Source organism: Streptomyces sp. GL_148, from assembly GCF_057834205.1.
Genome location: NZ_CM174396.1, coordinates 799,334 through 817,337 on the forward strand (window position 1 = coordinate 799,334; position 18,004 = coordinate 817,337).

Here is an 18,004-nt window from a genome sequence, read left to right on the forward strand (position 1 = left end):
CGGGCCCACTCGGGGGGCCTCCCGGGAAGCGGCGGGCCCATCCGGGTAGGGAGAGAGGCGTGACCTCGACCTTCCGGCGGCTCCACGACCGGCTCCAGGCTTCCCATGCCGGGCTGGCATGGAGCCGTGGGCGGGAGATGGAGCTGATGCACCGGGCCATGGGCTTCGCCGCCCTCGGCTTCCTCACCCTGGTGCCGCTGCTCGTCGTCGTCGCGGCCGCCGCGCCGGGCAGCGGCTCCGGCTTCGGCCGCTGGCTCGGTCAGGCCCTCGGGGTGACGGAGTTCTCCCGGGAACGGGTGGAGATGCTGTTCGGGGCCGCGGACCTCGCGCTGGAGCGGACGACGGGGTTCGGCCTCGCCGCCCTCGCCGTCTTCGGCCTGACCTTCGGCTCCGCCGTGCAGACCGGGTACGAGAAGGCCTGGGACCTTCCGACGGCGCGCTGGCACACCATGTGGCGGCACGTCGTCTGGCTGGCCCTGCTGGTCTGCTACCTCGCCCTGCTGGTCGAGATCCCCGCTCCCTCGGACGGCGCGGTCGGCACGGTCATGGGCGCCACGGGCGATCTCATCGGCACCTGCCTGTTCTTCTGGATCTCCCAGCGGCTCCTCCTCGGCGGCCGTGTCCGCTGGCGCGCCCTGCTCCCGAGCGCCGTGGCCACCAGCCTGGGCCTCCTCGGCCTGCGGGTCTTCTCGCAGTTGGTGTTCTCCCCGCTGATCGCCTCCAACGCCGTGACGTACGGCCCCTTCGGCACCCTCCTGGTCGTCCAGTCCTGGCTGGTCGGCGTCGGCTTCGTGGTCTACGGCGGCGCTCTGGTCGGCCGGCTCTTCCACGAGCACCTCGTCCTGCGCCGCCTCCAGGACACGGAGCTCTCGGAAATCGATTGAGCGTGCGATCCCGGCCGTGGTACCACTTCGTGTTCGCAAAACGATCACGAGATGGACCAGAGGTGTGGTGGGCATGGCGCTCGGAGAACTGGTGAAACTGCGGGCGATGGGCCCCGAGGACGCCGAGGCCCTGTGGCGCTGGAACCACGACCCCGAGGTCATGCGCTGGATGAACGACCAGCACCCCCAGACGGTGGAGCGGGTCCGCACGTGGCTGGCCGACCGCCCCCGCAACTCCTACGGTGACCTGCTCCTCGGCATCGAGGCGCTTGCCGACGGCACGCTCATCGGGCTGGTCACCCTGCACGACGCGGAACCGGAGAAGGGCATCGCGCAGCTCGACATCTACCTGGGCGAGAAGGCGTACTGGGGCCGCGGCTACGCCACCGACGCGGTGCGCACGATCTGCCGCTACGGCTTCGAGGACATGCGTTTGCACAAGGTGACGCTGACCGTGGTCACCGAGAACCATGCCGCGCGCAAGGCCTACGAGAAAGTCGGCTTCGTCGAGGAGGGCCGCCTGCGCCAGGTCTTCCGCCGCGACGGCCGCTGGTACGACATGTTCACCATGGGGCTGCTCGCGGACGAACTGCGCTGACGCCGACCGCCCCGACTGCGACCGCCCCCGGCGCCGACCGCGCTCAGGCCGGGGGCGAGAAGCGGTCGCGCAGGGTGCGCTTGAGGATCTTGCCGCTCGCGTTGCGGGGCAGGGCGTCCACGAAGAGAATCCGCTTCGGGGCCTTGAAGTGGGCCAGCTTCTCGCGTGCGTAGGCCAGCAGTTCCGCCTCCGTCACCCCGTCGCGCGGGACCACCACCGCCGTGACGGCCTCGATCCACCGTTCGTCCGGCAGGCCGACCACCGCCGCCTCGGCCACGCCCGGGTGGGTGTACAGCACGTCCTCGACCTGCCGTGAGGCGACCAGTACCCCGCCCGAGTTGATGACGTCCTTCACCCGGTCCACGACCGTGAAGTACCCCTCCTGGTCGCGGACCGCCAGGTCGCCGGAGCGGAACCAGCCGTCCCGGAAGGCCTCCTTCGTCGCTTCCGCGTCGTTCCAGTAGCCCAGGCAGAGCTGCGGGGAGCGGTAGACCACCTCGCCCGCCGTGCCGTCCGGCACCTCGGCCCCGTCCTCGTCCACGACCCGCGCCTCCACGTGGTGGACCGGCCGCCCGCACGAGTCCATCCGCCCCTCGTGCTCCTCTGGCCGCAGCACCGTGGCCAGCGGGCCGATCTCGCTCTGGCCGAAGCAGTTGTAGAAGCCGAGTCCGGGCAGTCGTGCGCGCAGCCGCTCCAGGACCGGCACCGGCATGATCGAGGCCCCGTAGTACGCCTTGCGCAGGGCGGACAGGTCACGGACGGCGAAGTCGGCGAAGTCCGGATGGTTGGCCAGAGCGATCCACACCGTCGGCGGCGCGAACAGGCTGTCCGCCTCCCCCGCCTCCACCAGGTCGAAGATCTCCTCCGCGACCGGCGCGTCCACGATCGTGTTCCGCGCGCCCACCGCCAGGTACGGCAGCAGGAACACGTGCATCTGCGCCGAGTGGTACAGCGGCAGGGAGTGCACCGGCAGATCGCCCTCCGCCAGGTCCAGGGCCGCGATCGCGCTCTCGTACTCGTGGCAGAGCGCCTCGTGCGTCATCATCGCCCCCTTCGGCAGGGCGGTGGTCCCGGAGGTGTACAGCAGCTGCGCCAGCCGGGACGGGTCGCCGGAGCGGGCGAGGGCCTCGGGCCCGGCGGGCTCTGCGGGCTCTGCGGAGGCCTGCACGCCGGCGAGAAACGAGCCGGACGCGTCGCGCAGGGGGCGTACGGCGAATCCCTCGGGGACCCGCGCGGCCAGTTCCGGGTCGGCGAGGACGAGCGCGCTCCCGGAGTTCTCCAGGATGTACGTGAGGTCCTCCCCGGTGAGGTTCTGGTTGACGGGGACGTGCGTGAGCCCGGCGCGGGCGCAGGCGAGGAAGGCGAGGAGGTAGGCGTCGGAGTTGTGCCCGAAGGTCGCGACCCGGTCCCCCTCGGCCAGCCCGTGGCGCCCGCGCAGCACGGCCGCGCCCGTGGAGACGGCCGCGTCGAGTTCCGCGTAGGTCCAGGTCCGCTCGCGGTAGCGGACCGCGATCCGGTCCGGGACGCGTCGCGCGCTGTCGTGGAGCAGTCCGTCGACCGTGTTCTTCCGCACCGGGATCATGGTGGGATCCTCGTCTGCGCGTACGGCCGGGGTCAATGACCCCGGCGCCGCGGATGCCCGGCCGGAACATCGAGGGATACCAAACGGCATGTTGACATGACGTCAGGTGGCCTGCATGAGTGTGGGGGCACACCAGCACCACCCGTCCGCACGGGCGATCGCGCCCGTCCGCAGGCTACTTGGGAGGTACGTTGCGCCTACTCCACGGACACCGTCGCGCCCGCCCGCTCCTCCGTCGTGTCGCCGTCACCGCCGCCGCGCTGCTGGCCGCCGCGTCGGCGATACCCGAGGCCGCCGCCCGGGACCAGGGCTCCGGCCCGTCCGGCGGCGGCCCGTCCGGCGGCGGCCTGTCCGCCGTCATCCGGTACACCGAGAACGGGATCCCGCACATCCTGGCCCGTGACTACGCCCACCTCGGGTTCGGCACCGGCTGGGCGCAGGCCGCCGACCAGGTGTGCGTGCTCGCCGACGGCTTCCTGACCGTCTCCGGGGAACGGTCGCGGTGGTTCGGCCAGGACGCCGCGCCCGACGGTTCGCTCTCCTCCGCCGCCGGGAACCTCTCCAGCGACCTGTTCTTCAAGGGCGTGCGCGACTCCGGCACCGTGGAGAAGCTGCTGGCCGTGCCCGCGCCGGCCGGGCCGGGCAAGGAGGTCAAGGAGCTGATGCGCGGCTGGGCCGCCGGCTACAACGCCTGGCTGGCCCAGAACAAGATCACCGACCCGGCCTGCAAGGGCGCCGGGTGGGTGCGCCCGGTCACCGCCACCGACGTCGCTGCCCGCGGCTTCGCCGTCTCGGTCCTCGGCGGCCAGGGCCGCGCCGTCGACGGCATCACCTCGGCGCGGCCCCCGGGCCCGGCCACAGCCGCCCCGGCAGCCCCGGCCGCCACGGATGCGGCCGGCGTCGATCCTGCGGCCGCCGCGGAGGCGGCCCGGGAGTTCTTCGACACCACCCGCTACGACATGGGGTCCAACGCGGTGGCCTTCGCCGGCTCCACCACGGCGACCGGCTCCGGCCTGCTCCTCGGCAACCCGCACTATCCGTGGCAGGGCGGCCGCCGGTTCTGGCAGTCGCAGCAGACCATCCCCGGCGAGCTGAACGTCTCGGGCGGCTCGCTGCTGGGCACCACCGTGGTGAACATCGGCTTCAACGAGAAGGTCGCCTGGAGCCACACGGTGGCCACCGGCACCCCCGTCAACCTCCACCAACTGGTCCTCGACCCGGCCGACCCGACCGCCTATCTGGTGGACGGCAAGCCGGAGAAGATGACCACGCGCATCGTCAGCGTTCCGGTCGCGGGCGGCGCACCGGTCACCCGGACGCAGTGGTGGACCCGCTACGGCCCGGTCCTGTCCGGCCTCGGCGGCGCCCTCCCGCTGCCCTGGACCACGACCACCGCCTTCGCGCTGGCCGACCCCAACGCCGCGAACATGCGGGGCTCCGACACGGCCCTGGCCATGGGCAGGGCCCGCTCGGTCGCGGGCGTCCAGGACGCCCTGCGGCGCACCCAGGGGCTGCCCTGGGTCAACACGGTGGCCGCCGACGCGGCGGGCGGCACCCTCTTCACCCAGTCCCAGGTGCTCCCCCGGATCACGGACGAGCTCGCCGCGCGCTGCTCGACCCCGCTGGGCAGGGCTACGTACCCCTCCTCGGGGCTGGCGGTGCTCGACGGCTCGCGCGGTGACTGCGCGCCCGGCTCCGACCCGGACGCGGTCCAGCCCGGGGTCTTCGGCCCGGGCCGGGCGCCGACGCTGCTCGGCGCCTCGTACGCCGAGAACTCCAACGACAGCGCCTGGCTGGCCAACGCGGAGCAGCCGCTCATCGGCTACGAGCGCATCTGGGGCAATGTCGGATCCCCGCGTTCGCTGCGTACCCGGGGCGCGCTGGAGGACGTCTCCGCGATGGCCGACCGGGGCGGGCTGACGGTGGCGGACCTGCAGGAGCAGCAGTTCGCCAACCGGGTCCCGGCCGGTGATCTGGCGGCGGCCGACGCGGCGAAGGCCTGCGCGGCCCTGCCGGGCGGGACGGCCACGGGCTCCGACGGCGCCGCCGTGGACGTGTCGGCGGCCTGCCCGGTGCTGGCGGCCTGGGACCGCACGGCCGACGCGTCGAGCCGCGGAGCTCTGCTCTTCGACCGGTTCTGGCGGAAGCTCACCGCGAACACGGCGGCGAAGGACCTGTGGCTGGTGCCCTTCGATGCGGCCGATCCGGTACGGACGCCCCGCACGCTCAACCGGGCGGCGCCCGGGATCGGGCGTGCCCTCGCGGACACGGTGGCGGAGCTGAAGAAGGCGGGCATCGCTGCGGACGCCCCGCTCGGGGAGCACCAGTTCGTGGTGCGCGGCGGGCAGAAGCTGCCGGTGGGCGGCGGAACGGAGGCCCTGGGCGTCTGGAACAAGATCGAGGCTCCGTGGAACGCCGCGGCCGGCGGCTACCCGGAGGTCCTGCACGGCTCCAGCCACATCCAGGCGGTCGGCTGGGACGGCGGGCGCTGTCCCGTGGCGCGCACGCTGCTGACGTACAGCCAGTCCTCGAACCCGGATTCCCCGCACTCGGCCGACCAGACCCGGCTCTTCTCCCGGGAGCGCTGGGTGAAGGCACGGTTCTGCGAGCGGGACATCCTCACCTCGCCCGCACTGAAGGTGGTCTGGCCGCGCGAGCGGCACTGACCTGCGCGCGACCCCTTACGACAGGCTTCCAGGGCCTGTCGTACGGGGTCGCGGCGCGCTCAGGGGCTGACGGCGAGGAAGAGGTACGCGGCCAGCAGCACGAGGTGCACGCCGCCCTGGAGCAGCGTGGCGCGGCCAGGGGCGATGGTGAGGGCGCTGACGACGACGGTCAGCGCGAGCAGCACCATGTGGACGGGTTCGAGCCCGAGGACCAGCGGCCCGGAGAGCCAGACCGAGGCGAGGGCGATGGCCGGGATGGTCAGGCCGATGCTCGCGATGGCGGAGCCGTAGGCGAGGTTGAGGCTGGTCTGCACGCGGTCGCGACGGGCCGCGCGGACGGCGGCCAGGGTCTCGGGCGCCAGCACGAGCAGGGCGATGATCACACCGACCACGGCGTAGGGCAGGCCGAGGTCCGCGACTCCGCGTTCGATGGTCGGGGAGACCGCCTTGGCGTTTCCCACGACGGCGACGAGGGCGACGAGCAGCAGCCCGAGGCTGATCAGGGCGGCTCGGGCGGTGGGCGGCTCGGCGTGCTCGTCCTCTTCACCGGCGGCCGCGGCGGCGGCCGCCCGCGCGGCCTCCTTGCGGATGCGCTGGGTGGCGACGGGCAGGAAGTAGTCGCGGTGGCGGACCGTCTGGACGGCGACGAACAGGCCGTAGAGAGCGAGCGAGGCGGTGGCGGCGAAGGCGAGCTGGGCCGTGGAGAACTCGGGGCCGGGCTTGGTGGTGGTGAAGGTGGGCAGGACGAGGCTGAGTACGGCGAGCGTGGCGACGGTGGCCAGGGCCGCACCCGAGTCCTCGGCGTTGAAGACGGCGACGCGGTTGCGCAGGGCGCCGACGAGCAGGGACAGGCCGACGATCCCGTTGCACGTGATCATGACGGCGGCGAAGACGGTGTCCCGGGCGAGGGAGGAGGTCTTGTCCCCGCCGTCTGCCAGCAGGGTGACGATGAGGGCCACTTCGATGACGGTGACCGCGACGGCCAGGACCAGCGAACCGAAGGGCTCGCCGACCCGGTGCGCGACGACTTCGGCGTGGTGGACCGCCGCCAGCACGGCGCCGGCCAGGCAGAGGGCCACCAGGGCCACGGCGAGTGAGGGCAGGTCGCGTCCCCAGCTGAAGACGAGCGCGACGAGCGCGACCACGGGGACCACGACGGTCCAGTCGACCAGGGGGGATTTACGTGTAGCCGTACTCATATCAGCCAACTTGCCAGAACGGTTTGGCCCGTGCGGTCGAACAGCCGCCTTCACACCCCTGACGTGGCACTTCTCACGAAACTCCGGGCGTGGCGGGCCCGGCCCGGTGGGCCGGACCGCCACGCCCGCCAGGGCCGGACCCCCACGCCCGGCAGGACCGGACCGGCCGTCACATCGCGCGCTCGTGGCCCTCCCAGTACGGCTCGCGCAGCCGGCGCTTGTACAGCTTGCCGTTGGGGTCGCGCGGCATCGTCTCGATGAAGTCCACGGTCTTGGGCCGCTTGTACCCGGCCAGTTGCCGCTCGCAGTGGTTCAGGATCTCCGCGGCGAGGGCGTCGCTCGCCGCGAAGCCCTCGGCCGGTTCGATGACCGCCTTGACCTCCTCGCCCCAGGAGGGGTGGGGAATCCCGAAGGCGGCGGCGTCCGCGACCGCCGGATGGGTGAGCAGCGCCGATTCGATCTCGGCCGGGTAGATGTTCACCCCGCCCGAGATGATCATGTCGATCTTCCGGTCGCGCAGGAAGAGGTAGCCCTCCTCGTCCATCAGGCCGAGGTCGCCGACGGTGAAGAAGTCGCCGATGCGGTTCTTCTTCGTCTTGCCCTCGTCCTTGTGGTAGCTGAAGCCGCCGGTGTTCATCTTGATGTAGACGGTGCCGAGTTCACCGGCGGGCAGCCGCTCGCCGTCGTCGTCGAAGATGGCGAGCTCGCTGATCGGCCAGGCCTTGCCGACGGTGCCCGGCTTCTTCAGCCAGTCCTCGGCCGTCGCGAAGGCGCCGCCGCCCTCGCTCGCCGCGTAGTACTCCTCCACGCACCCGCCCCACCAGTCGATCATCGCCCGCTTGACGTGGTCGGGGCAGGGCGCGGCGCCGTGGATGGCGTGCCGCATGGAGGAGACGTCGTACGCGTCCTTGGTCTCCTGCGGGAGCGCGAGGAGCCGGTGGAACTGGGTCGGCACCATGTGGGTGTGCGTGCAGGCGTGCTCGTCGATGAGGCGCAGCATCTCCTCGGCGGTCCACTTGTCCATCAGCACCAGCGGGTGCCCGATGTGCAGGGCCGCGGCGGCGAACTGCAGGACGGCCGTGTGGTACAGCGGCGAGCACACGAGGTGGACGTTGTCGTCGAAGGCGCGGATGCCGAAGATGCCGAGGAAGCCGCCGAGGTACGTCTCCTCCGGGAGCTTGCCGGGCAGCGGACGGCGGATGCCGCGCGGCCGGCCGGTGGTGCCGGAGGTGTAGTTCATGACCCAGCCGAGCGTGCGGTCGGCGGGCACGGTGTCCGGCTGCCCGTCGAGCAGTTCGCCGTACGGGTGGAAGCCCGCGACGGCTCCGACCGCGTACCGGTGGCTCGCGGGCAGGCCCGCCTCGTCGGCCGCGGCGGTGGCGGCGTCGGCGAACCGTTGGTGGGCGATGAGGACCTTGGCTCCGGAGTCGGAGACGATCCAGGCGATCTCTGGGCCGACGAGGTGGTGGTTGACCGGGACGAGGTAGAAGCCGGCCTGGGAGGCGGCCAGATAGGCGGTGAGGAACTCGACGCTGTTGGGGAGGACGACGGCGAAGACGTCGCCCCGCTCCAGGCCGGCGGCGCGCAGGCCGTGCACGAGGCGGTTGACGTCGGCGTGCAGCCGGGCGGCGGACCAGGTCTCGCCCTCGGGGGTGACGAGGACGGTGCGCTCGGGGTCGGAGGCCGCCTGGGCCCAGAAGCCGTTGGGGGGCGTGTCGGTCATCTTGTCCACTCCTCAGATCCTCAGGCCCGGCCGGCGATGCGGGTGATGCGGTCGATGGCACGCTCGAACCCGCTGGTGAGGTCGTCGAAGACGGCCTGGACGCTGCGTTCGCTGTTCATCCGGCCGACGATCTGCCCGACGGGTGTGCCCAGCAGCGGCTGGATCTCGTACTTCTGGATGCGGGACACGGCTTCCGCGACCAGGAGGCCCTGCAGGGGCATCGGCAGGGCGCCGGGGCCCTCCGGGTCGTCCCACGCGTCGGTCCACTCGGTGCGCAGCTGCCGGGCGGGCTTGCCGGTCAGCGCGCGGGAGCGGACGGTGTCCCCGGAGCCGGCGGCGAGCAGCTTCTCTGTGAGGGCGCGGGAGTGCATGTCCGCCTCGGTGGTGGTCAGCCAGAGGGAGCCGAGCCAGGCGCCCTGGGCGCCGAGGGCCAGCCCGGCGGCGATCTGCTCGCCGCTGCCGATGCCGCCGGCGGCGAGGACCGGGAGCGGGGCGACCGCGTCGACCACCTCGGGGACCAGGACCATGGTGGCGATGTCGCCGGTGTGTCCGCCCGCCTCGTAGCCCTGGGCGACGACGATGTCGATGCCGGCCTCGGCGTGCCGGCGGGCGTGCTTGGCGCTGCCGGCGAGGGCGGCGACGAGGACGCCGTGGTCGTGGGCGCGCGCGATGACGTCGGCGGGCGGGGAACCCAGCGCGTTCGCCAGGAGTTTGATGGGGTAGTCGAAGGCGACGTCGAGTTGGTTGCGGGCGACCTGTTCCATCCAGCCGGTGATGCGCCAGCCGGAGGCCTCACCCTCCGGGAGTTCGGGTACGTGGTGTTTGGCGAGGGTTTCGCGGACGTACTCCCGGTGCGCGGCCGGGATCATCGCCTCGATGTCGGCCTCGCTGACGCCGTCGACGGCCTTCTTCGCGGGCATGACCACGTCGAGCCCGTAGGGCTTTCCGTCGGTGTGCTCCTGCATCCAGTCGAGGTCGCGCTTCAGGTCGTCGGGGGCGGTGTAGCGGACCGCCCCGAGCACCCCGAACCCGCCCGCGCGGGTGATGGCAGCGGCCACCGCCGGGAAGGGCGTGAAGCCGAAGATGGCGTGCTCGATTCCCAGTTTTCTGCTCAGCTCCGTCTCCATGGGCGGCAGGATGCCGCAGCCCGGCCGCCGAGGGAAGGGGTTTTCTGATGCAGCGTCAGATTCTTTACCGACCGGTCGCCGCGGGGCCCGCGCCGTGAGCGGGCAGATACTCGGGAGGGCGCGACGGTGGACGGGAGGACCGGTCATGAAGACACGACGGGCAGCCGGGAACGACGGTGACACGAAGGACTCCGGCACGACCGGCCAGACGGCGCCGGACGGCGGCGGCAGCGGCGGGCCCGGGGCGGACGGCGGCGGGCCCGGGGCGGACGGGCACGCCGGAAGCGGGCGCGGGCTTTCCCGGCGGCGGCTCGGGGCGCGGCTGCTGGCGCTGGGCGGTGTGCTCGTACTCCAGGCCGCACTGCCCGGGTCCGCCGGGGCTGCCGGAGGACCCGCCGAACGGCGCGCGCTCCAGGGACTGCGACTGCGGTACGGGTCCGCCCGCCAGGCCGGGCTGGTGGAGAAGCACCTCGAAGGGGTGGCGGACGAGGCGCGGCGCTTCCTCGGCCCCTCCCCCGAACACCCTTACTACGCCGGGGCCGTGGTCCTCGCCGGGCGGGGCCGCACCGTGGCGCTGCACCGGGCGATGGGCGACGCCGTCCGGTACGCCGACTACGACGGCCGCACGGACCGGGTCCGGGAGTTCCCGGCCGCCCAGCGGATCGCGATGGCCGAGGACACGGTCTTCGACCTGGCCTCCCTCTCGAAGCTGTTCACCTCGCTGCTGGCCGTGCAGCAGATGGAGCGCGGGCGCCTCGAGCTGGAGGCGCCGGTGAACCGGTACCTGCCCGAGTTCACGGGCGGGGGCAAGGAGTCGATCACCGTACGCCAGCTCCTCACGCACACCTCGGGGCTCCGGTCCTGGGCCCCCTTCTACCAGGAACCCACCAAGGCGGGTCAGTTGAGGCTGCTGTGGTCGGTGAGGCCACAGGAAACCCCGGGGACGGTCTACCGCTACTCCGACCTCAACCTGATCGCGCTCCAACTGCTCTTGGAACGGATCACCGGTCACACGCTGGACCTCCTGCTCCAAGACGAGATCACCGCTCCTCTCGGGATGCACCGCACTCGTTACAACCCACCGCTCTCCTGGCGCCGGGTCACGGCCGCCACCGAGGTGCAGCGCCCGCCGTGGTCCGGACTGGACCGCGGGCTCGTCTGGGGGGAGGTCCACGACGAGAACGCGCACGCGCTGGGCGGCGTCGCCGGCCACGCCGGGGTCTTCGGCACCGCCTGGGACCTGGCGATCCTCGCCCGCACCCTCCTCGACGGCGGGGTCTACGCCGGCAAGCGCATCCTGCGCCCCGCCTCCGTCGAGCTCCTCTTCACCGACTACAACACCGCCTTCCCCGGCGACGACCACGGCCTGGGCTTCGAGCTCTACCAGCACTGGTACATGGGCGCCATGGCCACCCCGCACTCCGCCGGCCACACCGGTTTCACCGGTACCTCCCTGGTCCTGGACCCCTCCACGGACTCCTTCCTGATCCTCCTGGGCAACTCCGTGCACCCCGTGCGCACCTGGCGCGCGGGCAGCGCCCCCCGCGTCGCCGTGGGCAACCGCTTCGCCCGCGCCGTGCCCGTCCGCACGAAGCACGGCGGCCCGGCCTGGTACTCCGGCATGGAGACCGGCGGCTCGGGCACCCTGACCCTCCCGCCCCTCACCCCCGCCACCGGTTCCGCCCGGCTGCGCTGCGCACTGTGGTGGGACACCGTGCCGGGCGCGGGAGCGCTCCACGTGGAGGCCTCCGCCGACGGGCAGACCTGGGAGCCGCTCCCCTTCAGCACCGTCCGCACCACCGGCGGAGCCCCCGAACAGTGGCCGCAGGGCTCCGTCTCCGGCTGGTCGGGCCGCCTCTGGCACCGCCTCGAAGCCCCGCTCACCGCCTGGGCCGGCCGCGAGGTCCGCCTCCGCTTCCGCCACACCGCCCAGGGCCGCTACGTGGGCCGCGGCGCCTACGTCGACGTCCTGCGCGTCTCGGAGCCCGCCCGCCTCCTCTTCGCCGAGGACCGCCCCGCGGACGCGGCCCGCATCGAGGCGACGGGCTGGTCCCGCTCGGCGGACTGAGGGCCGCAGCCCGCCCCGAGGAGACCTAGGCGAGGGCCGCGTCGATCATCCTGCGGGTCACGGCCGTCAGTTCGTCCAGCCGCGGTGCGGGGCGGGTGCGGGCGAGCGCGCCCGCGAGCCGGTCGTAGAGGAGTCCGTCGGCCCACGCGACCAGGAGTTCGGCGGACTCGCCCGGCCGGGCCGCGCCGAGTGCCGCGAGGATCCCGGCGGCCCGGTCCCGCGAGCCCTGGCCGGCCCGGTGCAGTTCCGTCGCCAGCTCCGGATTCCGCGCGGCCTCCAGGCTCAGCTCGAATCGGGCCAGTTGCCGGGAACGCCCCGAGGTCAGCCATCGGTACAGCAGCGCGGCGAGCGCCGCGGCAACGGCGTCGCGGTCCATCGGGGAGGCGGAGGGTGCGGCGTCCCCGTCGAAGTCTCCGAGGTCCAGTTCGGCCAGCCGCGCGTAGCAGGCGCCGATCAGCGCCGTCCTCGTACGGAAGTAGTACGAGGTGCTGCCCGCCGGAAGCCCGGCCGCGCCGTCGACCGCCCGGTGGGTCAGGCCCCGCAGCCCGGCGGAGGCCACGAGGTCGATCGCGCTGTCCGCGATCAGGGTTCTGCGGTCGTTTCCGCGCTCGGAGGAGTGCATACCCCCACTCTACAAGTGTAGAGTGACGCCCATGCCCTCTACAGCTGTAGAGGGCATGGGGAACGGGGAAGGGACTGTCATGACTCGACGTCGTGCGGTGATCGCAGGTGCCGGGATCGGCGGACTCGCCGTGGCGGTGGCCCTGCACGCTCGCGGGTGGGACGTCACGGTCTGCGAACGCGCGACGGGGCCGTCCGCCGTCGGCGCGGGAATCGTCCTCGCCCCCAACGCCCTGCGCGCCTTCGATGCCATCGGCTTCGACGCCACCCGCGCGGCGGGGCACGCCGTCCCCGCCGCGATGGACCTGCGCCGCCCCGGCGGCCGCTGCCTCAGCCGCGCCGACGGCGCCGCGCTGACCGCCCGGTACGGCCGGCCCCCGCTCGCCGTGCACCGCCCGGCCCTCGCGGCCGCTCTGACCGCCGCACTCCCCGAGGGCGCCCTCCGGTACGGCACGACCGTGACCGCCGTCGACGGCGCGGACGACGCGGACGGCCATCCGGTCGTCCACACCTCGGCCGGCGCTCTGACCGCCGAGGCCCTCACCGCCGACGTCGTCATCGCCGCCGACGGCATCCACAGCCCGATCCGCCGCCAGTACTTCCCGGCCCATCCCGGCCTGCACTACAGCGGGGAGACCGCCTGGCGGACCGTCCTCGCCGCCGGCGGCCCGCCCGTGCACGCCGCCGCAGAAACCTGGGGCCGCGGGGAGCGCTTCGGCGTCGTACCGCTCGCCGACGGCCGCGTCTACCTGTACGCCACCGCGGTCGTCCCCGAGGGCTACCGGCCCGCCGACGTCCGCGCCGAACTCCTGCGCCGCTACGGCACCTGGCACGATCCGATCCCCGCCCTGCTGGAGCGGATCGATCCGGCGGCCGTGCTCCAGCACGACCTGTACGACCTCGCCGCCCCTCTCCCCGTCTTCCACCAGGGCCGGCTGGCGTGGCTCGGTGACGCGGCGCACGCCATGACCCCCAACCTCGGTCAGGGCGGGTGCCAGGCCGTCGAGGACGCCGCCGTCCTCGCGCACCTGCTGGAGGGGCCCGACGTGCCGGCCGCCCTGGCCGCCTACAGCGCGGCCCGCTGCGCCCGCACCGACGCCCTGCGCATCCGCTCCCGCCGCGCGGGCCGGGTCGCCGCCCTCACGCACCCCCTCGCTGTGGCCGCCCGCGACCTCGCCGTCCGTGCCACCCCGGCCCGCGCCGCGCGGCGCGCCCTGGACGACCTCTTCGACGGGTTCGCGCTTCCGAAAGAGACGACCTAGGCCGAAAGGACCGTGCCCTGTGGCGTCGGCGCTCGTTGTTGTGGTTCGTTGACCGTTCAACACGAAGGCAGGCGAGTCCATATGACCGACATCGACTGGGACAACCCGATCGACCCCAAGCCCGGCTGGACCCTGGATCACGTCAAGCTCTACGTCGGTTCGGGCGGGACCGAGGGGCAGTACTGGAACAACACCCAGACCCTGCTGCTTACCACCATCGGCCGCAAGTCCGGGAAGCCGGTGCGGACCCCGCTCATCTACGGCGAGGACGACGGCCGTTACCTCATCGTCGCCTCCAAGGGCGGCGACCCCGCGGACCCGCTCTGGTACCGGAACCTCACCGAACACCCCGAGGTCCGGGTGCAGGTCGGCCCGAAGGTGGTCCAGGGCGTCGCGCGGACCGCGACCTCCGAGGAGCGTGCCGGGTTCTGGCCGCTGATGGTGAAGCACTGGCCCTCGTACGACGAGTACCAGACCAAGACCAGCCGGGAGATCCCGATCGTCGTGATCGACCCCGTCGGCTGACAGGGCGCCGGGGCGCGTCAGTGCCCCAGCACCGCCATCGCCGCGTTGTGGCCGGGGACCCCGCTGACGCCGCCGCCGCGGACCGCCCCCGCGCCGCACAGCAGCACATTGCGGTGGGCGGTCTCCACGCCCCAGCGGCCGCCGCCCTCCTCGGAGTAGGGCCAGGACAGGTCCCGGTGGAAGATGTGCCCGCCGGGCAGGCGCAGTTCGCGCTCCAGGTCGAGCGGGGTCTTGGCCTCGATGCACGGGCGGCCGTCGGCGTCGAAGGCCAGGCAGTCGGTGATCGGTTCGGCCAGGTGGGCGTCGAGCTGGGCGAGGGTGGCGGCGAGCAGCACCTCCCGCGCCCCCTGGTTGTCGTGCCCGAACAGCCGCGCCGGGGTGTGCAGTCCGAAGAGGGTCAGGGTCTGGTAGCCCTGTTCCGCCAGCTCGGGCCCCAGGATCGTCGGGTCCGTCAGCGAGTGGCAGTAGATCTCCGAGGGCGGTACGGAGGGCAGTTCGCCGGCGGCGGCCTCCGCGTGGGCCCGGGCGAGCTGTTCGTACCCCTCCGCGATGTGGAAGGTGCCCCCGAAGGCCTCGCGCGGGTCCACCGAGGTGTCCCGCAGCCGGGGCAGGCGGCGCAGCAGCATGTTGACCTTGAGCTGGGCCCCCTCGGGGGCCGGGTGCGCCGGTTCCTCCCCCAGCAGTTCGGCCAGCGCCCGCGGCGAGGCGTTGACGAGCACCACCCGGCCGGCGACCCGCCCCTCGCCCGTCGCCGTGCGGAAGGTCACCTCGGCCGGGGCGGTCGTGCCGTCCGTGTCGATGCGCAGCGCCTCGTGCCCGGTGGCGATCTGCGCCCCGGCCGCCAGCGCGGACGCCGCCAGGGCGTCGGTGAGCGCGCCCATGCCGCCGACCGGTACGTCCCAGTCGCCGGTGCCGCCTCCGATGACGTGGTAGAGGAAGCAGCGGTTCTGGGCCAGGCCCGGGTCGTGGGCGTCGGCGAAGGTGCCGATCAGCGCGTCGGTGAGGACGACCCCGCGCACCAGGTCGTCGGCGAACTCCCGCTCGACGGCCCGTCCGATCGGCTCCTCGAACAGCATCCGCCAGGCCGCCTCGTCATCCAGCCGCGCCCGCAGCTCCGCGCGCGTGGGCAGCGGCTCGGTCAGCGTCGGGAAGAGGCGCTCCGCGGCCCGCCCGGTGGTCCCGTAGAAGGCGCGCCAGTTCTCGTACTCCCGCTCCGAGCCGGTCAGCCGCGCGAAGGACTCCCGGGTGCGTGCCTCGCCGCCGCCGACCAGCAGGCCGCCGGGGCGTCCGGCGCGCTCGACGGGGGTGTACGAGGAGACCGTGCGCCTGCGCACCTCGAAGTCCAGCCCCAGCTCGCGCACGATCTTCTCGGGGAGCAGCGAGACCAGGTAGGAGTACCGGGACAGGCGGGCGTCGACGCCCGGGAACGGCCGGGTGGACACGGCGGCCCCGCCGGTGCGGCCCAGCCGCTCCAGGACCAGGACCGATCGGCCGGCCCGGGCCAGGTAGGCGGCGGCGACGAGGCCGTTGTGGCCCCCGCCCACGATCACCGCGTCGTACACGTCGTGCCCGAAGCCCCGCGAGGTCGTCATGGCTCTTGGTAACACACCTGCCCCAGCCGCTCCAGACAGTGCGCTTCGTCGGCGTGGGCGGCGACCGTGTCCGGATGGCCGTCGCCCAGCGACCGCTCGCGGATGCCGGAGAGTTCCCGGTAGACGGGCAGCGCCTGGTCCCAGTGGCCCAGCCGGCCCAGTCCCACGGCGAGTTCGCGGCGGCTGACCAGGGTGTCGGGGTGTTCGGCGCCCAGCGTGCGGGCCCGCGCCTCGCCCACCTCCCGGGCTTCGGCCACCGCTTCCTCCCAGCGTTCCAAGCGCCCGAGGTTCACTCCGAGGACGTGCCGGGCCCGCAGCGTCTCCGGGTCGGCGGCCCCGTAGGCGCGGGTGCGGTCGCGGACCAGGTCCCGGAACAGCTCCAGGGCCTGGGCCGAGCGCCCGGTCCGGCCGAGCGCGATCCCGGCCTCGTAGCGCGCGGCGAGCGTGTCGGGGTGGTCACGGCCGAGCACGCGCTCCCGTACGGCCGCGATCTGCCGGAAGGCCTCCAGGGCCTCCTCCCAGCGTTCCAGGCGGCCCAGCGCGTACGCCACCTCGTACCGGGTCAGCAGGGTGTCCGCGTGCTCCGCCCCCAGGACGGCCGCCCGGTCGGCGGCCACCTCGGCGGCGGCGGCGTGGGCCTCGGAGAAGCGGCCGAGGGCGCCCAGCGCGCAGGCCAGGTTGTGCCGGCAGCGCAGGGTGTCGGGGTGGATCCGGCCCACGGTCCGCTCGCGGGCGGCGAGCACCGCGCGGTAGCCCTCGTACGCCTCCTGGTGGCGGCCGAGCAGGCCCGTCTCGTACGCCGCCTCCTGCCGCGCGGCGAGGGTGTCCGGGTGGTCGGCTCCGAGCACCCGGGCGCGTCCTTCGGCGACGGCCGCGTACCCGGCGAGGGCCTCCTCGGTACGGCCGGCCCGGCTGAGGGCGAAGGCCCGCGTGTGGCCGGCGTCGAGCGCGGCCACGCCCCGCCGAGGATCCGCGGCGGGGCCGGGGCCGCGCGGGAACCCGTAGGCGGCGGTGAGCCGGGGGTCCTCGGACGGACGGGGGCGTACGACGGTCGGCGTGGCCCGGGGGACGGGGCCGGTGGCAGCAGGGGCGGCTCCGGCGGCCGTCGGGTGCTCGCCGCCCGGGTGCTCGCCGCCGGCTCGCGCGGCGGTCCAGGAACCGGTGAGGACGGCCCACTCCCCGCTGGCGGGGCGGGCCTCGATGCCGGCCTTGCGTCCGGCGGTCATCCCGTCCGCCCACTCGGGCAGCGGCGGGTGCGCTCCGGTCGCGGCGCCGGGGCCGAGCCGGGCCTCGACGAGCTGGCGGTGCAGGTGGTGGGCGTCGCCCGGCCGGTCCTCGGGGCATTTGGCGAGCAGGTCGAGCACCAGCCGCTCGAAGGAGGCGGGCAGTTCGGGGCGGTGCTCGCGCGGCGGCACGGGCGCGGTGTCGCGGTGGCCGACCAGCACGGACCAGGAGTCGCCGAGGTCGAAGGGCGGGGCTCCGGTGGCGATCTCGTACAGGACGCAGCCGAGGGAGTAGAGGTCGCTGCGGTGGTCGACCTCGCCGCCGGCGATCTGCTCGGGCGACATGTAGTGCGGGGTGCCCATGGCGATCCCGCCGCCGGTCAGTTTCGCGGTGAAGCCGATGTCGGCGGCCAGCCGGGCGATGCCGAAGTCGCAGATCTTCACCGTGCCGTCGGTGAGCCGCATGATGTTGGCGGGCTTCAGGTCGCGGTGGACGACTCCCTGCTCGTGCGTGTAGCCGAGGGCGGCCGCCATCTGCTCGGCGATGTCGACGACCACGTCCACGGGGAGCGGGCGCGCGTCGTTGTCCTCCAGGAGCTGGCTGAGGTTGCGGCCCTCGAGGAGCTCCATGACGAGGTAGAGGGGACCGCCGGCCGCGCTGTCGTCGCCGAAGTCGTGGACGACGGTGACGCCCCGGTGCTGGAGGGAGGCGGCGACCCGCGCCTCGCGGCGGAAGCGCTCGCGCAGCACCTGGGTGAAGTGGGTGTCCTGCTCGGGCCCGATGGGCTTCAGGCACTTGACGGCGACCTGCCGGCCCAGCGACTCGTCGCGGGCACGCCACACCTCGCCCATGCCGCCGCGACCGATGAGGTCGAGCGACCGGTACCGGCCCTGGATCAGTCTGGACTCCGTCATGTCTTGAAGCCGCCCCCGT

General features: G+C 73.6%; 13 protein-coding genes. 6 read left to right on the forward strand and 7 right to left on the reverse strand.

Annotation, left to right across the window (positions count from 1 at the left end; genetic code table 11):
• Positions 1-59 precede the first annotated feature (59 nt).
• Positions 60-884: a YhjD/YihY/BrkB family envelope integrity protein gene (locus tag AC3IYI_RS03570; protein WP_489408812.1), complete on the forward strand. Its 825-nt coding sequence runs from the start codon at positions 60-62 to the stop codon at positions 882-884.
• Between the two features lie 73 nt (positions 885-957).
• On the forward strand, positions 958-1,482 hold the full coding sequence (locus AC3IYI_RS03575; protein ID WP_489408813.1) for a GNAT family N-acetyltransferase: 525 nt from the start codon (positions 958-960) through the stop codon (positions 1,480-1,482).
• 43 nt (positions 1,483-1,525) lie between these two features.
• On the opposite strand, the gene AC3IYI_RS03580 is transcribed toward AC3IYI_RS03575, so the two are convergent.
• Positions 1,526-3,064 (reverse strand): fatty acyl-CoA synthetase, encoded by a 1,539-nt coding sequence (locus AC3IYI_RS03580; protein WP_489408814.1) that lies wholly within the window; start codon positions 3,062-3,064, stop codon positions 1,526-1,528.
• A gap of 191 nt (positions 3,065-3,255) precedes the next feature.
• Between AC3IYI_RS03580 and AC3IYI_RS03585 the strand changes: the two genes are divergently transcribed.
• On the forward strand, positions 3,256-5,730 hold the full coding sequence (locus AC3IYI_RS03585) for a penicillin acylase family protein (protein WP_489408815.1): 2,475 nt from the start codon (positions 3,256-3,258) through the stop codon (positions 5,728-5,730).
• 59 nt (positions 5,731-5,789) lie between these two features.
• Here the strand turns inward: AC3IYI_RS03585 and AC3IYI_RS03590 are convergent, their stop codons facing one another.
• From AC3IYI_RS03590 to AC3IYI_RS03600, 3 genes are all read right to left on the reverse strand, one after another.
• Positions 5,790-6,929 carry a calcium:cation antiporter gene (locus AC3IYI_RS03590; RefSeq protein ID WP_489408816.1) on the reverse strand — a complete coding sequence of 380 codons (1,140 nt, stop codon included), beginning with the start codon at positions 6,927-6,929 and terminating at the stop codon, positions 5,790-5,792.
• A 169-nt stretch (positions 6,930-7,098) separates the two neighbouring features.
• The gene (locus AC3IYI_RS03595; protein ID WP_489408817.1) at positions 7,099-8,652 is read right to left on the reverse strand and encodes an acyl-CoA synthetase; all 1,554 of its coding nucleotides are present in this window, start codon (positions 8,650-8,652) and stop codon (positions 7,099-7,101) included.
• Positions 8,653-8,672: 20 nt separating this feature from the next.
• A complete protein-coding gene (locus AC3IYI_RS03600) occupies positions 8,673-9,779 on the reverse strand; it encodes a nitronate monooxygenase (protein WP_489408818.1) in 1,107 nt (368 codons plus the stop codon).
• A gap of 145 nt (positions 9,780-9,924) precedes the next feature.
• On the opposite strand from AC3IYI_RS03600, the gene AC3IYI_RS03605 reads away from it, so the two are divergent.
• The gene (locus AC3IYI_RS03605; RefSeq protein ID WP_489408819.1) at positions 9,925-11,847 is read left to right on the forward strand and encodes a serine hydrolase domain-containing protein; all 1,923 of its coding nucleotides are present in this window, start codon (positions 9,925-9,927) and stop codon (positions 11,845-11,847) included.
• A gap of 25 nt (positions 11,848-11,872) precedes the next feature.
• Here the strand turns inward: AC3IYI_RS03605 and AC3IYI_RS03610 are convergent, their stop codons facing one another.
• Positions 11,873-12,469: a TetR/AcrR family transcriptional regulator gene (locus AC3IYI_RS03610; RefSeq protein WP_489408820.1), complete on the reverse strand. Its 597-nt coding sequence runs from the start codon at positions 12,467-12,469 to the stop codon at positions 11,873-11,875.
• Between the two features lie 79 nt (positions 12,470-12,548).
• Here AC3IYI_RS03610 and AC3IYI_RS03615 point away from each other — a divergent pair, with 79 nt between their 5' ends.
• Both AC3IYI_RS03615 and AC3IYI_RS03620 read left to right on the forward strand, forming a co-directional pair.
• Positions 12,549-13,730 (forward strand): FAD-dependent monooxygenase, encoded by a 1,182-nt coding sequence (locus AC3IYI_RS03615; protein WP_489408821.1) that lies wholly within the window; start codon positions 12,549-12,551, stop codon positions 13,728-13,730.
• A gap of 81 nt (positions 13,731-13,811) precedes the next feature.
• The gene (locus AC3IYI_RS03620; protein ID WP_489408822.1) at positions 13,812-14,255 is read left to right on the forward strand and encodes a nitroreductase family deazaflavin-dependent oxidoreductase; all 444 of its coding nucleotides are present in this window, start codon (positions 13,812-13,814) and stop codon (positions 14,253-14,255) included.
• A 17-nt stretch (positions 14,256-14,272) separates the two neighbouring features.
• Here the strand turns inward: AC3IYI_RS03620 and AC3IYI_RS03625 are convergent, their stop codons facing one another.
• Both AC3IYI_RS03625 and AC3IYI_RS03630 read right to left on the reverse strand, forming a co-directional pair.
• Entirely contained in the window at positions 14,273-15,847 is a 1,575-nt protein-coding gene (locus tag AC3IYI_RS03625) for a phytoene desaturase family protein (protein ID WP_489408823.1), read from the reverse strand.
• Positions 15,844-17,985 (reverse strand): serine/threonine-protein kinase, encoded by a 2,142-nt coding sequence (locus tag AC3IYI_RS03630; protein WP_489408824.1) that lies wholly within the window; start codon positions 17,983-17,985, stop codon positions 15,844-15,846. The genes AC3IYI_RS03625 and AC3IYI_RS03630 overlap by 4 nt, the downstream gene beginning before the upstream one ends.
• Positions 17,986-18,004: the final 19 nt, after the last annotated feature.

What these genes read in the sequence shown, in the direction of transcription:
- AC3IYI_RS03575 (WP_489408813.1), top strand. Translation starts at nt 958, where the DNA reads ATGGCGCTCGGAGAACTGGTGAAACTGCGGGCGATGGGCCCCGAGGAC.
- AC3IYI_RS03580 (WP_489408814.1), bottom strand. Translation starts at nt 3,064, where the DNA reads ATGATCCCGGTGCGGAAGAACACGGTCGACGGACTGCTCCACGACAGC.
- AC3IYI_RS03590 (WP_489408816.1), bottom strand. Translation starts at nt 6,929, where the DNA reads ATGAGTACGGCTACACGTAAATCCCCCCTGGTCGACTGGACCGTCGTG.
- AC3IYI_RS03595 (WP_489408817.1), bottom strand. Translation starts at nt 8,652, where the DNA reads ATGACCGACACGCCCCCCAACGGCTTCTGGGCCCAGGCGGCCTCCGAC.
- AC3IYI_RS03600 (WP_489408818.1), bottom strand. Translation starts at nt 9,779, where the DNA reads ATGGAGACGGAGCTGAGCAGAAAACTGGGAATCGAGCACGCCATCTTC.
- AC3IYI_RS03605 (WP_489408819.1), top strand. Translation starts at nt 9,925, where the DNA reads ATGAAGACACGACGGGCAGCCGGGAACGACGGTGACACGAAGGACTCC.
- AC3IYI_RS03610 (WP_489408820.1), bottom strand. Translation starts at nt 12,469, where the DNA reads ATGCACTCCTCCGAGCGCGGAAACGACCGCAGAACCCTGATCGCGGAC.
- AC3IYI_RS03615 (WP_489408821.1), top strand. Translation starts at nt 12,549, where the DNA reads ATGACTCGACGTCGTGCGGTGATCGCAGGTGCCGGGATCGGCGGACTC.
- AC3IYI_RS03620 (WP_489408822.1), top strand. Translation starts at nt 13,812, where the DNA reads ATGACCGACATCGACTGGGACAACCCGATCGACCCCAAGCCCGGCTGG.
- AC3IYI_RS03625 (WP_489408823.1), bottom strand. Translation starts at nt 15,847, where the DNA reads ATGACGACCTCGCGGGGCTTCGGGCACGACGTGTACGACGCGGTGATC.
- AC3IYI_RS03630 (WP_489408824.1), bottom strand. Translation starts at nt 17,985, where the DNA reads ATGACGGAGTCCAGACTGATCCAGGGCCGGTACCGGTCGCTCGACCTC.